The organism is Citrobacter sp. RHB36-C18, assembly GCF_013814485.1.
Lineage (GTDB): Bacteria > Pseudomonadota > Gammaproteobacteria > Enterobacterales > Enterobacteriaceae > Citrobacter > Citrobacter braakii.
On sequence record NZ_CP057125.1, the window covers coordinates 3419566 to 3435464 of the forward strand.

The 15899-nt window shown below is 55.2% G+C and carries 12 protein-coding genes; 9 read left to right on the forward strand and 3 right to left on the reverse strand.

All coding sequences use genetic code 11. The features are described 5' to 3' along the window. Positions 1-78 precede the first annotated feature (78 nt). From fepD to fepC, 3 genes are read left to right on the forward strand one after another with little or no spacing between them, the layout of a single operon-like run. On the forward strand, positions 79-1086 hold the full coding sequence (fepD, locus tag HVZ52_RS16475; RefSeq protein WP_181598475.1) for a Fe(3+)-siderophore ABC transporter permease: 1008 nt from the start codon (positions 79-81) through the stop codon (positions 1084-1086). Next, a complete protein-coding gene (gene fepG, locus HVZ52_RS16480; protein ID WP_016152193.1) occupies positions 1083-2075 on the forward strand; it encodes an iron-enterobactin ABC transporter permease in 993 nt (330 codons plus the stop codon). Before fepD ends, fepG begins: the two co-directional genes overlap by 4 nt. After that, a complete protein-coding gene (gene fepC / locus HVZ52_RS16485) occupies positions 2072-2893 on the forward strand; it encodes an iron-enterobactin ABC transporter ATP-binding protein (protein ID WP_016152192.1) in 822 nt (273 codons plus the stop codon). The genes fepG and fepC overlap by 4 nt, the downstream gene beginning before the upstream one ends. Positions 2894-2938: 45 nt before the next feature. On the opposite strand, the gene entF is transcribed toward fepC, so the two are convergent. The 3 genes from entF to fes are packed head-to-tail and all read right to left on the reverse strand — an operon-like array spanning position 2939 to position 8292. Next, complete coding sequence (gene entF / locus HVZ52_RS16490; RefSeq protein ID WP_181598476.1) at positions 2939-6829, reverse strand: enterobactin non-ribosomal peptide synthetase EntF; 3891 nt, start codon at positions 6827-6829, stop codon at positions 2939-2941. Next, the gene (locus tag HVZ52_RS16495; protein WP_016152190.1) at positions 6826-7044 is read right to left on the reverse strand and encodes an MbtH family protein; all 219 of its coding nucleotides are present in this window, start codon (positions 7042-7044) and stop codon (positions 6826-6828) included. The genes entF and HVZ52_RS16495 overlap by 4 nt, the downstream gene beginning before the upstream one ends. 30 nt (positions 7045-7074) lie before the next feature. Further along, a complete protein-coding gene (fes, locus tag HVZ52_RS16500; RefSeq protein WP_181598477.1) occupies positions 7075-8292 on the reverse strand; it encodes an enterochelin esterase in 1218 nt (405 codons plus the stop codon). A 253-nt stretch (positions 8293-8545) separates the two neighbouring features. Here fes and HVZ52_RS16505 point away from each other — a divergent pair, with 253 nt between their 5' ends. The 6 genes from HVZ52_RS16505 (at position 8546) to HVZ52_RS16530 (ending at position 15848) form a co-directional block, all read left to right on the forward strand. Further along, positions 8546-10840, forward strand: coding sequence for a TonB-dependent siderophore receptor (locus HVZ52_RS16505; protein ID WP_181598478.1), 2295 nt, complete (start codon positions 8546-8548; stop codon positions 10838-10840). A 50-nt stretch (positions 10841-10890) separates the two neighbouring features. Further along, on the forward strand, positions 10891-11553 hold the full coding sequence (entD, locus tag HVZ52_RS16510) for an enterobactin synthase subunit EntD (RefSeq protein ID WP_181598479.1): 663 nt from the start codon (positions 10891-10893) through the stop codon (positions 11551-11553). Positions 11554-11670: 117 nt separating this feature from the next. Then, positions 11671-12612, forward strand: a complete 942-nt coding sequence (locus HVZ52_RS16515) for a D-ribose ABC transporter substrate-binding protein (protein WP_016152186.1) — start codon at positions 11671-11673, stop codon at positions 12610-12612. A gap of 11 nt (positions 12613-12623) precedes the next feature. After that, positions 12624-13232 (forward strand): DUF2291 family protein, encoded by a 609-nt coding sequence (locus tag HVZ52_RS16520; RefSeq protein WP_016152185.1) that lies wholly within the window; start codon positions 12624-12626, stop codon positions 13230-13232. After that, a complete protein-coding gene (locus tag HVZ52_RS16525; protein WP_016152184.1) occupies positions 13232-14758 on the forward strand; it encodes a sugar ABC transporter ATP-binding protein in 1527 nt (508 codons plus the stop codon). The genes HVZ52_RS16520 and HVZ52_RS16525 overlap by 1 nt, the downstream gene beginning before the upstream one ends. 1 nt (position 14759) lies before the next feature. Beyond that, positions 14760-15848 (forward strand): ABC transporter permease, encoded by a 1089-nt coding sequence (locus HVZ52_RS16530; RefSeq protein ID WP_181598480.1) that lies wholly within the window; start codon positions 14760-14762, stop codon positions 15846-15848. The last annotated feature ends 51 nt before the right edge of the window (positions 15849-15899 follow it).

Sequence of the window (15899 nt, forward strand, 5' to 3'; positions counted from 1 at the left end):
CCATTAGATGGCTGCACATGCTAACATATCTAAATAAGATCGATAACGATAATTACTATCATTATCAGGGAAGTTGATATGTCATGCTCTGTTTCCGCGACACGTGCCTTCGCCGTGCCCGGACTATTGTTATTACTTGTTCTCACCACGGTATTAAGTCTGGTTATTGGCGCCAAGTCGCTACCTGCCTCCGTGGTGCTGGATGCACTTACCAGCAGTTGTCAAAGCGCTGATTGCACCATCGTGCTGGACGCGCGACTGCCGCGCACGCTGGCGGGGCTTCTCGCCGGTGGGGCGCTGGGTCTGGCTGGTGCATTAATGCAAACGCTCACACGTAACCCTCTCGCCGATCCCGGCATTCTGGGCGTTAACTCCGGAGCCAGCTTCGCTATTGTGCTGGGAGCCGCGCTGTTCGGTTTTTCCTCTGCGCAAGAGCAACTGCTGATGGCCTTTTCCGGGGCGCTGGTCGCGTCGCTTATAGTGGCCTTTACCGGCAGCCAGGGCGGCGGGCAGTTAAGCCCGGTACGCCTGACGCTGGCGGGCGTTGCGCTGGGCGCGGTGCTGGAAGGATTATCCACCGGAATCGCCCTGCTCAACCCGGATGTCTACGATCAGTTGCGTTTCTGGCAGGCCGGTTCATTGGATATCCGCAGCCTGCAAACGCTGAAGGTCGTCCTGGTGCCGGTACTGATTGCCGCGGCTATCGCGTTGTTCCTTAGCCGTGCTCTGAATAGCCTGAGCCTCGGGAGCGACACCGCCACCGCGCTTGGCAGCAAAGTCGCTCGCACGCAGTTTATTGGCCTGTTGGTGATTACCGTACTGTGCGGCAGTGCGACCGCGATTGTCGGCCCTATCGCCTTTATCGGCCTGATGATGCCGCATATGGCGCGCTGGCTGGTGGGGGCAGATCACCGTTGGTCGCTGCCCGTTACCCTGCTGGCAACCCCCTCTCTGTTGCTAATTGCCGATATCATCGGTCGCCTGATTGTCCCCGGCGAACTGCGCGTTTCAGTGGTCAGCGCATTTATCGGCGCGCCGGTGCTTATCTTTCTGGTACGCCGGAAACCGCGCGAGGGTGGCGCATGATGCACCTCTCCCGCCGCCTGATAGTCAGCAGCCTGCTGCTGGTTGTAGGTTGTCTCGCCGTTGGCTTGTGGAGCCTGCGTAGCGGCGTCGTTACGCTGGAAACCCAGCAAATTATTGCCGCTCTGCTTGGCGATGCGCCGCGCAGTATTACGCTGGTGGTGACCGAATGGCGTTTGCCACGCGTGCTGATGGCGCTATTGATTGGCGCGGCGCTCGGCGTGAGCGGTGCAATATTCCAGTCGCTGATGCGCAACCCGCTGGGCAGCCCGGATGTGATGGGTTTCAATACCGGTGCCTGGAGCGGTGTGCTGGTGGCAATGGTGCTGTTCGGACAGCATCTCACCGCTATCGCGCTTGCGGCCATGGTTGGCGGGGTCCTGACGTCTCTGGTGGTCTGGGCGCTCGCCTGGCGCAATGGTATCGACACCTTCCGGCTGATTATTATTGGGATCGGCATACGCGCCATGCTGGTTGCGTTCAACACCTGGCTACTGCTGAAGGCATCATTAGAAACCGCGCTGACCGCCGGACTGTGGAACGCCGGATCGCTCAATGGCCTGACCTGGGCCAAAACCTGGCCTTCTGCCCCACTGATTATCCTTATGCTGGTGTGCGCCACGCTGCTGGTGCGCCGGATGCGTTTACTGGAAATGGGTGATGACAGTGCCTGTGCGCTTGGCGTCAGCGTAGAGCGCTCACGTCTGATGATGATGCTGGTTGCGGTTGTACTGACCGCTGCCGCCACCGCGCTGGCTGGCCCTATCTCGTTTATTGCCCTTGTCGCCCCACATATCGCGCGGCGGATTAGCGGCACATCGCGCTGGGGATTAACCCTGTCGGCGCTGTGTGGCGCGTTGCTGCTGTTGATGGCGGATTTATGCGCCCAACAGCTGTTTATGCCTTATCAGCTTCCGGTGGGCGTTGTCACCGTAAGCCTCGGCGGTATTTATCTTATCGTCTTGTTAATTCAGGAGTCCCGCAAAAAATGATCGAATCAGTAGCCCGTTTGCGTGGCGACCAGTTAACGCTGGGTTATGGCAAATTTACCGTAGCGGAAAACCTCAATGTGTCGATTCCAGACGGTCACTTCACCGCAATTATCGGGCCAAACGGCTGCGGAAAATCAACGCTACTGCGCACGCTTAGTCGTCTAATGACGCCCGCGCACGGTAAGGTCTGGCTCGACGGCGAGCATATCCAGCACTATGCCAGCAAAGAGGTTGCTCGCAGAATAGGTTTGTTGGCGCAGAACGCCACCACGCCAGGTGATATTACGGTACAGGAGCTGGTTGCCCGTGGGCGCTACCCGCACCAGCCATTGTTTACCCGTTGGCGAAATGAGGATGAAATCGCGGTCTCAAACGCAATGCAGGCGACGGGAATCACTCATCTTGCGTCACAAAGTGTGGATACCCTTTCCGGTGGACAACGCCAGCGCGCATGGATTGCGATGGTGCTGGCGCAGGAAACGTCGATTATGCTGCTCGATGAACCTACCACCTGGCTGGATATCAGCCATCAGATCGATCTGCTGGAGCTGCTGAGTGAGCTAAACCGGGAGAAAGGGTATACGCTGGCCGCCGTTCTGCACGATCTTAATCAGGCGTGTCGCTATGCGACGCATCTGATTGCGTTGCGTGACGGAAAAATTGTTGCCGAGGGTGCGCCGAAAGAGATCGTCACCGCGCAGCTTATTGAAAAAATCTATGGTCTGCGCTGTATGATTATCGACGATCCGGTTGCCGGAACGCCGTTAGTGGTGCCGCTTGGGCGTACACCGAAAATTCATACCCAGTCATCTCTATAGGGATGACTACACGGGTCAGCGTTTAACACGCTGACCCGATGACGTTTATTGGATATTTTGGAGCAGGTCACGCATGACAGGCCCAATCTTCTCAAACGCTTCAGGAGTTATGATATCGACATGCGCGCAGTCCTGACGATATACATCCAGACTGGATATCCACGGTGACCAACTGCGTTCAGGACTGACACCCGGCACTAAGGTGCGCTCAGCAACGAACAGCGTAGCGTGACCAGCAAACGGCACGCTGTGTGCCGTGGTGAGCAGGCGAACCGCATCGGCGTAGTTGCCTTCGATAGCATTAAATAAGGCCTCTGACGCATTCCCCTGCTGCGCTGCCAGAAACGCTTCACGTTCACGCTCGATCTCGGCCAGTACCGCGGGATCCAACCCATTGGCCTCCTTTTCCTGCCAGTTTTGCGTTTCCGGCGGCCAGGTATCCAGAAGCCCCAGGAATGCAACTGTCTCTCCTCTGGCATGTAAGCGTGCGGCGATTCCCTGCGCCAACGTCCCCCCCAGCGAGTAGCCTAATAAATAATAGGGACCATGAGGCTGCTGGCTGAGCAGCGTTGCCAGGTGATGTTCGCATACCGCATCAAGGTTTTCCGCCGTCTGCATAGGGCCATCCGGTCGCGGCGACTGAATGCCAATAATCGACCACTGCGGACTGAGGTAACGCGACAGCACGCTAAACTGCCAGGCGAAACCCGACGCCGGATGGAAGCAAAACAGCGTTGGGCCATGACTTTCACGCAGCGGCAGCAGCGTTTCGAATCCCAGACGCTGCGACTGTTCATCATCATTGCTCTCCAGCAGTGCACTCAGTTGTTCAACAGTAGAAGCCACCATTATCTGCCCAGGCGTTACCTGACGCTCAAAAATCCGGCTCAACTGCGCTGCCAGTTTCATCGCCAGCAGCGAATGTCCGCCAAGCGCAAAGAAGTCAGCCTCTACGTCATTAACCTCGCAATCCAGCAAAGCCGCAAAAGACTGCGCGATGGCGGTTTCAGTCCCTGCTCGCGGCGCACGTCCTGACGTACGCGACGTCAACTGCGGCATCGGCAGCGCTTTACGATCCAGTTTACCGTTTGCACTCAGCGGCAGCTCCGCCAGTTGCAACAATACCGTCGGCACCATATGCGCAGGCAGTTTTTCACGCAGAGTTTCCCGCAATGCAGACGTATCCAGCGGTAACCCCGATTGCGACACCAGATACCCCACCAACTGTCGTGCATCGCCACCTGTCGCCGCCGCCTGGTTGAATACGCAGGCGTGGGCAACGGCATGTTCGACATCTGGCAGCTGCTGCATCACCCGATCAATCTCACCGAGCTCAATGCGCTGTCCGCGAATTTTAAGCTGGTCATCGCTGCGCCCGAGGTATTCCACTGCGCCATTCTCCAGCCAGCGCGCCACATCCCCGGTACGGTACATACGTTCACCAGGGTTAAATGGATCGGCGATAAAGCGGCTCGCGGTTAGATCCGCTCGCCCCAGGTATCCTTGCGCCAGTTGGATCCCCGTCAGATAGAGATCACCTGCCACGCCAAAGGGCACCGGGCGCATCATGGCGTCCAGGATCCGTAAACCGGTATTCCATACCGGATAGCCAATCGGCACGCTATTGCCCGTTACGGCAGCGAGATCGTCCCCCCAGGCCGGATACCAGCTCACATCGACTGCCGCTTCCGTTGGCCCGTATAAATTGTGCAGTGGCGCATGAGTCAACTGTTCCCATTCGCGGCATAAATCTGCAGGTAAGGCTTCGCCGCTGCAGAATACCCGTTTCAGCGAGGCACAGCTCTCCCGCGCGGTTTCCGGCGTCAGTGAAGCAACAAAAGCGGCCAGCATAGAGGGAACAAAGTGCGTGGTCGTCACCCCTGACTGCGCAAAGAACTGCTGCATCGCCAGCGGATCGCGGTGCGCTTCAGGTTCTGCCATGACCAGTTTTGCCCCGGCAATAAACGGCCAGAAAAACTCCCATACCGAGACGTCAAAACTGCACGGCGTTTTTTGCGCCACCACATCATCCGCGGTCAGTGGATAGTGATTTTGCATCCACAGCAAACGGTTAACGATGGCGGTTTGCCCAACCATCACCCCTTTTGGTCTGCCGGTAGAACCGGAAGTAAAAATAATATAGGCCGTATGATTAGGTTGAGATAGCGCCAGCGGTGCAGCATCCTCTTCTGGCAGCGGCGCGTTGTAGCACAGACTTTCCAGCTCCGGAATATCGCTAAAGCGCGCCAGTTGCTCTTCGGTCGCGATCAACAATTTTGGCTTCGCGTCTTCGAGCATCATCCGCAGGCGATCGTCCGGGTATCCGGTATCCAATGGCAGCCAGGCGGCTCCCGCCTCAACAATACCGTGCAGCGCCAGCGTGAGGAACACGGAACGCGGTAATGCCACGGCAACGCTGTCACCAGGCTGTACGCCACGCTCGCGCAGGCGGCGCGCCAGCGCCACAACCTGTTGGCGCATTTCACGATAGCTAAACTGATAGCGGGCATCAGCCAGCGCCGGGGCATCCGGCGTTTTATCGGCCTGCTGTGCCACCAGCGCACTCAGCGTGGTGGACGGGATCGCCACGGTCGTGTCGTTAATCTTCGCCAGCCGCTCATATTCTGTCGGCAACAGCATCCCGGCGTCACCGCAGCATAGCGACGGATTGTCGGCAAACTGCGCGATAAGCGCGGTTAACCGCGATGCATGTTGCGCCAGCGTCGCGGCATCGTAGCGCTGTTTATTGGCCAGGATTTCAATACTCAGCCCGCCGTTTTCATCCGGGAACAGCGCCAGCTCCAGATCGTTCACCGGACCTGTCGCCAACGTATGGGTTTGCGCCTGAACGCCAGGAATATTCAGCTGATAGTCGAATATTTTCACGTTCAGTACCGGGCCAAACAGCGGTTCGGCACCGGCTGCGCGCCCGCTGTCGCGAACAATTTGCTCAGCATCATATCGCTGATGTCGGCGCATTTTCTTCAACTGTGCGGCCAGTCGTTGGGCAAGTGCAGGCAAGCTTTCTGCCGCATTCAACTGCACGCCAAATGGCAGGACGTTTAAAACCGGTCCGGTGGACGTGAGCGCCGCCGACCCCATACGCCGCATAAAGATAAACCCGGCGGCATATTCCATTCGGCTGCATAAACGTCCGAGCCACAACGCCACCAGCGCAAGGGCCAGATCCGCACGCTGAACGTCTGGCATACGTGCCGCAAGCCGGCGAAACTCCCCTTCAGGCGCGGTTAACTTCAGACGAATAATATCCGCGCTGGCCGACCGCCCTGGCAGGGGTTTGTTAGACAGCGAAGCCGGAGGTGGGAGTTGCTTTCGCTGCTCGGTCCAGAAGGCGCCGTCGCGTTGCCAGGCATCGCTTTGCCGATACTGTTGATACTCTTCTACCACCTCAGAAAATGGCGTAAAAGGTGATTCCGGCGTGGGCTCGCCATGCAGCCATGCGCGGTAAATCGCGGCTATCTGGCGGGTAATGGCCGGGAAACTGAAGCCATCAACCAGCAGATGATGGTAACGCTGATACCAATACCAACGCTTTTCTCCCACCTGAATGAGCAGGTGAAAAACCAGCGGCTTAGTGCCATCAGCACGGATGTCCTGCTGCAGGTCTGCCTGCATCAATGCGCGCGCTGACGCATGCGGATCGGATTTTTCGCGCAGATCGATAATTTCTGGTGGCGCAAAGGCAAGCGCAGAGTCTACCCATTGCCAGACCTCGCCGTTATCTTCGCTAAACCGCATCCTTAGAGTATCGGCCTGCTCCAGACCCGCCACTACCGCTTTCGCCAGCAACGGTGCGTCCAGTTCGCCGGTTAATTCTACGTAGTGCGCCACGCTCCACGCTGAGGGCAATGTGGAGAGTTTTTCCGCCATCCAGATCCCCGGCTGAGCCGCAACTAACGGTAAACGTTGAGTCATGGAGCCTCCTGCACATCGACGTAGTTCGCTGGCGTTAGCGTGGTCCAGTTGGCATCCAGCCATTGCTGGCAGGCTTCCTGTGATTGGGGTTCGCACGCAACCGTCCAGCCAGCAGGAAGTGAGCATTGCTGCGGCCAAAGGCTAAACTGACGTTGGGGATTTTGCAGAATGTAAAACTGGCCCTGCGGATTATCGAAGGGGTTACTGAATTCCATACTCAACTCCTGTCGTGGAACATCGTCCGGTTAAATCGTGTCGGTAAGCGGTTGCCAGAGCGTGATCAACCCTTGCATGAGTCCGCCGCGCCAGCAAAGCGCATCGTGTCCACCATCAACCTGACGCCAGAAAATAGACTGTGGTGCAGAGGGTAACTGGGCATAAAGCGCCTGATTGGCGCGATAAATAATGGGTTCGCGGATCCCTGCTTCCAGGACAATACGCAGCCCCTGGGCGCTTATCTTTCCGCTCTTCAGTTGCTCAACGATCGCCCCATCCTGATGACCACCTCGATGCGGCCACCAATAAGAGCCCGACTGGCTGAGCACGCAGCCAAAGCGCGCGGGCCAGTTCAGCCCGGCATACAGCGATGACAGCCCGCCAAAACTTTGCCCGGCGACGACGGTACGCTGCGGGTCGTCACTGAACGCGGTCGTGGTCTTCACCAGCGGCAATAACTCCTGCTGTACTGCCAACCAAAAATCCGCATTACACGGCAGTTCGCGGCTGCGGTGAGCCGTGTCGATGGTATCAATCAGGAGATAAACAGCGGGCGGGAGTTGTCCGCGATGGGTGAGTGAAGTCAGCGCAGGCCAGACCGGCATACTTTGTGCCCAAAACTGTCCGTCCAGCAGGATAGCCAGCGGACGCGCTTCCGGCTGGGCTTCACCAGTGGTAAACACCCACACGCGGCGTGTATTGCCGAGTCTGGCGCTACGCCATTGCAGGCAAACTGCGGGCGAGTCGGGGTTTTCAGGTCGATCCCATCCCGGTTGTACGGGTGCATCAGGCATTTCCAGTGCAGACACCGCATGGCCACGACCGCCCTGCCAGCTCTGCGGATTGAGGGGATCGGCAATAGCCTGCGGCAACAATTGCCGCCAGCCTTCACGCAGCACGGTTCGGTCAGGCGCTTCGCCCGGCGTCTGCGCGGCAAAAATATCATTTCGTTCTGTTGGGATAAAACAGTAACTGCCGCGCCAGTTGGCGCTGAGGGAAACACTCCAGCACCAAACATTTGTTCCGTCAATGCGTTGCATCGACTGCGGGGTGGCATTTTGATGGTGGTCGGTGACGCCGGTGATATAGACCCATACGCGGTGAATGGCTGACTCTTTTTCCGTTCCCTGCGGGTCGCGCCACCAGAAGGTTACCCGATAATTTCCGTTGTCTTCACGCTCCCACTCCGGGCCTTTTTTTGACTGCCACCACGCCTCGCTTCCCATCTTTAACGTCGTCACCGCCATAACCCCATGTTTATTGTCAAATTTTATGATCTAGCGTGAAATATATTGATAATATTATTGATAACTATTTGCATTTGCAATAGCGTATTGTCGCGCTGTGGGAAGCGCGCACAGTTTTTCACCACTTATAAACCGGCCTGGCGCTGCGTACTTTTTCTGGAATGGAGGGTTTACGCGGATGCGGGCGACATCAGACCAAATGCCGCACCACGGCACATTGGTACTCGTGGCTAAAAGAACAGCAGGACATACAATGAACAACAAGATTCATTCACTGGCCTTATTGGTCAATTTAGGGATTTACGGGGTAGCCCTGCCAGCGATGGCAGAAGATCAAACCGATAGCGCCGCTGTCTCTCATGAAGACACCATCGTGGTTACCGCCGCCCAGCAGAACCTGCAGGCACCGGGCGTTTCAACCATTACCGCTGATGAAATTCGTAAGAATCCTCCCGCTCGCGATGTGTCGGAAATCATCCGTACCATGCCAGGCGTCAACCTGACCGGTAACTCAACCAGCGGTCAACGCGGCAACAACCGCCAAATCGATATTCGCGGCATGGGGCCGGAAAACACCCTGATTCTGATCGACGGCAAACCGGTAACCAGCCGTAACTCTGTGCGTCAGGGCTGGCGCGGCGAGCGTGATACCCGCGGCGATACCGCATGGGTTGCTCCGGAAATGATCGAACGTATTGAAGTGCTGCGTGGTCCTGCCGCGGCACGCTATGGCAACGGTGCGGCTGGCGGCGTGGTGAATATCATCACCAAGAAAGGCGGCGATGAGTGGCATGGCTCCTGGAATACCTATTTCAACGCCCCGGAACATAAAGACGAAGGTTCAACCAAACGCACCAACTTTAGCCTGAACGGTCCGCTGGGCGGGGATTTCAGCTTCCGCCTGAACGGTAATCTCGATAAAACCCAGGCCGACGCGTGGGACATTAACGATGGTCACCAGTCTGCACGTACGGGCGACTACGCAGATACCATGCCAGCGGGTCGTGAAGGGGTAAAAAACAAAGATATCAACGGCCAACTGCGGTGGGATTTTGCGCCAATGCAATCGCTGGAGTTTGAAGCCGGCTACAGCCGCCAGGGCAATCTATACGCTGGCGACACCCAGAACACCAACAACGATAACAAAACCAACGGACTGGTAAAAAAATACTACGGTAAAGAAACCAACCGTATGTACCGTCAGAACTATGCGCTGACGTGGAACGGCGGCTGGGACAATGGCATTACCACCAGTAACTGGGCGCAATACGAACATACCCGCAACTCCCGTTTGGGTGAAGGTCTGGCAGGAGGTCTTGAAGGGCTATTTAACAGTAATCATTTTACCGACACTGACCTGGCGGATGTCACCCTGCACAGCGAAATTAGCATTCCATTCGACCTGTTTGTTAACCAAAATCTGACGCTCGGTACCGAATGGAACCAGCAGCGCATGAAGGACATGAGTTCCAATACTCAGACCTTTATGGGCGGTAATATTCCTGGGTCCAGCAGCACCAACCGCAGCCCGTACTCAGACGCAGAGATTTTCTCTCTGTTTGCTGAAAACAATATGGAACTGACCGACAGCACCATGCTGACGCCAGGTTTGCGTTTCGATCATCACAGCATTGTGGGCGATAACTGGAGTCCGTCCCTGAACCTTTCCCAAGGTCTGGGCGATGACTTCACCCTGAAGATGGGGATTGCGCGCGCCTATAAAGCGCCAAGCCTGTATCAGCTCAACCCGAACTACATTCTGTACAGTAAAGGTCAGGGTTGCTACGCCACCGGCTCAGCGACCGGTATTGGTTGCTACATGATGGGCAACGATGATCTGAAGGCCGAAACCAGTATCAACAAAGAGATTGGTCTGGAGTTCAAACGTGATGGCTGGCTGGCCGGAGTAACCTGGTTCCGCAACGATTATCGCAACAAGATTGAAGCAGGAACCGTACCGTTAAGCAGAACATCGATTACCCAGCAAAACCCGACCACAGGTAAAACAACAACAACCTACACCGATATCTATCAGTGGGAAAACGTGCCTAAAGCGGTGGTGGAAGGTCTGGAAGGGACGTTGAACGTGCCGGTTAGCGAGACCGTAACCTGGACCAACAACATTACCTACATGCTGCAAAGTAAGAATAAAGAGACCGGCGAACGCCTGTCGATTATTCCTGAATACACGCTGAACTCAACCCTGAGCTGGCAGGCACGCGAAGATCTGTCATTGCAATCCACCTTCACCTGGTACGGCAAACAGCAGCCGAAAAAATACGATTACCAGGGGAAACCGGTGACTGGCAGTTCAGCCCAGGAAGTGAGTCCGTACAGCATTGTCGGCCTGAGTGCGACCTGGGATGTGACGAAAAACGTCAGCCTGACCGGCGGCGTGGATAACGTCTTCGACAAACGTCTGTGGCGTGAAGGTAATGCCCAAACCACCAGCGACAACAAAACTGGCTATTACATGGCGGGCGCTGGCGCATACACCTATAACGAACCGGGCCGGACGTGGTTCATGAGCGTTAACACACACTTCTGATAACGTTTTTCCCTCTCCTCGCTGCGGGGAGAGGGAAACCGTAAGAAATCATGCACACAACGCACATCCAGCTCCCTTTCGCAGATCATACGCTGCACATTGTCGAATTTGATCCCGACACTTTCCATGAGCACGACCTGCTCTGGCTTCCCCACCACACTCAGCTCCACTTCAGTGGGCGTAAGCGTAAAGCTGAGCACTTAGCGGGGCGCATTGCCGCAATCCACGCACTGCGTGAATTTGGCCACAAAACCGTGCCCGGCATCGGTGTGCAACGCCAACCATTGTGGCCGCAGGATCTGTTTGGCAGCATCAGCCATAGCGCAACAACGGCGCTGGCGGTCGTATCAACGCATCCCATTGGGCTGGATATAGAAGCTATTTTTACACCACAAACCGCAGTTGAGCTGGCTGATAGTATTATTGATAACCACGAACATCAGATTTTGCAGCATACCTGCCTGCCCTTTCCGCTCGCCTTAACCCTGGTATTCAGCGCAAAGGAGAGCCTGTATAAGGCGTTTTCCAATCAGGCATCGGGGCTACCAGGTTTCACCAGCGCAAAAATCACCGCACTCACGACTCAGCAATTAACATTACAAATCATGCCGTCATTTTCGGCAAACCTCGGCAATCAAGAAGTTCACGTTCATTGGTTTCAGCGTGATAAAAATATCGTGACGCTATTTCCATCCTCACCATCAGGATCGTGATCCTTTTCTCTTTTTAAGAAATTAGCTGCGCAAATCGTAGACAGTTCGATTATCTCGACTTATCGTTAACTTGAATAATAAATCATATTTGAATAAATATTCAAAGTGGAGAAAGAGATGAACAAGACCTTGATTAAATCCGTATTACTGGCCTCGATCCTTACCACATCGGGTTCGCTGTATGCTGCCGACAACGGACTGATTGCGATTATTACCCCTTCTCACGATAACCCGTTTTTTAAAGCCGAAGCCGACGGTGCAGTCGCCAAAGCAAAAGAGCTGGGATACGCCACGCTGGTTGCCTCTCATGATGATGACGTCAATAAACAAAACCAACTGATTGAGACTGCTATTGCTCGTAAAGCAAAAGCGATCATTCTCGATAATGCGGGTGCAGATGCCACCGTAGGGCCGCTGGAAAAAGCCAAAGCAGCGGGTGTAGCTGCTTTTCTGATCGATCGCGAAATCAATAAAACCGGTATCGCGGTGGCGCAAATCGTGTCGAATAACTATCAAGGCGCACAGCTCGGCGCAGAGAAGTTCGCCAGGTTACTGGACGGAAAAGGGAAGTACGTTGAACTGTTGGGACGTCAATCCGACACCAACGCCCATGTACGCTCGCAGGGGTATCACGATGTACTCGATGACTATCCGGACATGAAAATGGTAGCCCAGCAGACGGCAAACTGGAGCCAAACCGAAGCCTTTACCCGAATGGAAGCCATTTTGCAAACCAACCCAGATATCGTAGGCGTGATCTCAGGTAACGACACTATGGCGCTGGGTGCAGAAGCCGCACTAAAAGCGGCGGGGAAAAATAATGTCATCGTGGTCGGTTTTGATGGCAGCGACTACACCCGCGATTCAATCATTAATAAAAGCAATATTAAAGCGACAGTACTGCAGCCCGGCTGGCAGCAGGCACAAATGGCTGTTGAGCAGGCGGATTACTATCTGAAAAACGGCAAAGCCCAGAAAGAAGAAAAACAGCTCATGGATTGCGTGCTGATTGACGAAACCAATGCCAGCAAGCTGAACAAGTTCAACCTGAGCCACTAAGCGGAGGCACTATGTCGTTAACACAATGGGGTGCCGCGCTGGTTGGATGCGCCACCCTGTTGCTGACGGCCTGTACGGTAGTTGACCTCGACGAAAACGGCAAACCAATTATCCCGGCCGATCCTCAGGCCAAAGCCAGTTTCGACAACCAGACTCCCGATCAGATCGCGCAACAAACCTGGCAATCCCGCGTCCTGGAAGCGGCACAGCAACATGTTCTGGATGCTTCAGCGCTGACCACTCGCCTGAAGGCCCCCTCACCCGCTCCCGAAAGCGTGTTTGTACGCCTGACCAGCCAGATTGATAGCGTCGACACCACCAATGGGCGAGAGCACACCATCGTGGTGAGGGTCAATGATATGCCCGTCACGATTCAGATTGGCCCGGTAATGCGTGGCAATGCTATTCGCGATGCCAGTGGTTTCAAGTTTGAAGATTTTACTAACCAGGTTCAGTTTGCCCAACTGTCACGGGCTTATAACCGTGAAGCGGCGAAACAGTTACCCGCCGTTGACACTAGCTGGCAAGGGAAGACTGCCACGGTGCTGTTCGCCGTGACGTTGAATGCTGGAAAAGCGGAAAACGCAGCAGCACTGACGCTGGAACAGGAGGCTCACTAATGCGCAATACCTCAGCGGATGACATCATCCTGCGCACGCATGCCATTTCAATGCTGTTTCCCGGCACAATTGCGCTGGACAGCGTCGATTATCAGGTCTGGCGTGGCAAGGTGAATGTGATTATTGGTGAGAATGGTGCGGGGAAATCGACGTTGATGAAGATCCTCGCTGGCGTTCAGCAACCCAGTAGCGGTGAGATGTCGCTCAATGGAAATCCCGTGCGCTTTGCCAGCACCCGGGATGCTGCGGCACATGGAATTGGTATGGTGCATCAGGAGTTAAACCTGTTTGAGAACCTCACCGTCGCGGAAAACATTTTCCTCGGTCGGGAGATTCAAAAAGGCGTGGCCCCCATCAATGAGGCCGAGCAAGAGAAACGCACCGCGGAATTATTAACCCGGCTCGATCAGCCGATATCACCGCGCGACCTGGTTGGCAATCTCAAAGTAGGGCAGCAACAACTGGTCGAAATCGCCAAAGCACTGGCTGAAGATGCAGATATCCTGATTCTTGATGAACCCACCTCAGCGCTCAGTAAAACTGAAGTCGAGATTCTGTTTCGCGTGATCCGTGAACTTACTCGCCAGGGTGTGTCGATAATCTATATCTCCCATCGTCTCGAAGAATTGATGGCAATTGGCGATGTGATCACTATTTTACGCGATGGTAAATTTCAAGCCGAAGCCAAGGTTATCGACATCGATGTCCCGTGGATTGTGCGCGAGATGCTGGGCAGTGATCCGGTAAGCAACTTTCTCGAACCCGGCCGCACGTTTGGAGCTCCGGTTCTGGAAGCTGAACATATCACCTGCGTGAATACCGCTGGCAGCGCAGTCGTCAATGACGTCACCTTTAACGTTCATGCCGGTGAAATTGTCGGTATCTATGGACTTATGGGGGCTGGGCGAACCGAATTGTTCGAGTGCTTGTTAGGTACTGAGCGCAACTACCTCGGAAAACTGTGGCTCGACAGCAAACCGGTCCCGCAGCGCTTAACCACCGCCGATCGCATCCGTATGGGAATGAGTCTGGTGCCGGAGGATCGCAAGCGCACGGGGATTTTCCCCATTTCATCCGTCGCCACCAATCTGACCATTGCCAGCCTTTGGCGGCGTCTGCAACGTGGTTTTGCCATTGCCCGCAAAGATGAAGAGGCCGTGGTCGCCAGCACAATTGGCAATCTGTCGATAAAAGTCTCCTCGCCAGAGGTTGAAATTCAGGCGCTGAGCGGAGGGAACCAGCAAAAAGTGGTGATTGGTCGCTCTCTGCTCACCAATCCCAAAATTCTCTTTCTTGACGAACCCACACGCGGCATCGATGTCGGGGCGAAAGCCGATGTGTTCCGCATGATGGTCCAGCTTTCCCAGCAAGGTATTGCTGTGGTCTTTTCCACCTCAGATTTAAAAGAAATTATGGCGGTTTCTGACCGCATTCTGGTGATGTCCGGCGGCAAGCTAACTGCCGATATCGCCCGCGATCGTGCCGAAGAATCGGCGCTGGTAACCGCAAGTGCTCAGGGGTTCTGATATGAAAACACTACAATCCGCCACCATCGCGCCTCGCTCCACAGTCGCCTTCTCTCGGGAAAATATCCTGCTACTAATCCTAAAACTGCGCACTTTTATTGCACTGTTTTTAATCGTCGGGTTCTTTGCCTTCACCGTACCGGGATTTCTCTCTGGCGGCAGCATGGTCATTATGATCAAGCATATCGCCATTAACGCCTTTCTGGCGCTGGGGATCACGTTTGTCATTATTACCGCCGGGATTGATCTCTCAATTGGCGCTACGCTTGGGCTGTGCGGCATGGTCGCAGGATGGCTAATCACTAAAGGCATTGTATTGCCAATGTTCGGCATCGCAATTTTCCCCAGCGTCTGGGTGATTGTGCCTGTCGTCTTGTTGATTGGTGGGCTGATTGGCGCGGCGAATGGTTGGATCATCACCCACTATAACGTCGCACCGTTTATTTGTACGCTCGGAACCATGTACGTTTTGCGCGGGGCGGCGATGCTGACCTCCGATGGGCAAACCTTTCCCGGGCTTTCCGGCAATCCGCAGCTCGGCAATACCGGTTTTGATGAGATTGGTGCCGGTACACTGTTTGGGATTCCGTGGGCCATCTGGATGATGATTGTGCTGGCACTGGTCATTGCTTACGTCGCTCGTCGTCTACCCTTTGGTCGCCACGTTTACGCCATCGGGGATAACGAGCGCGCTGCTGAGCTGTCAGGGGTAAAAGTAAAACAGGTGAAAATCTGGGTGTATACCCTATCCGGACTGTGTGCCGCGATTGCTGGAATTGTGGTCTCGGCACAGCTTTCCGCCAGTCATCCGGCCAACGGTACGGCATTTGAGATGAACGCCATTGCCGCAGTGGTTCTCGGCGGTACGTCACTGGCCGGTGGACGGGGCACGATTTTAGGCACGCTGATTGGCGCTTTCGTTATCGGTTTTCTGGCCGATGGTCTGGTGATGATGGGCGTCAGCGAGTTCTGGCAAATGGTGATTAAAGGTATCGTGATTATCGTCGCGGTCATCATCGACCAGATGCAAAACCGGATGCAGCAAAAAGCCGCGGTGGTAGCACAAAAGGCGGCGATGGAAAGTCAGTAATCCCCTCTGAAAAGTCTGATATGCACAACCAGACAGCTCCAGGGGCCTCCT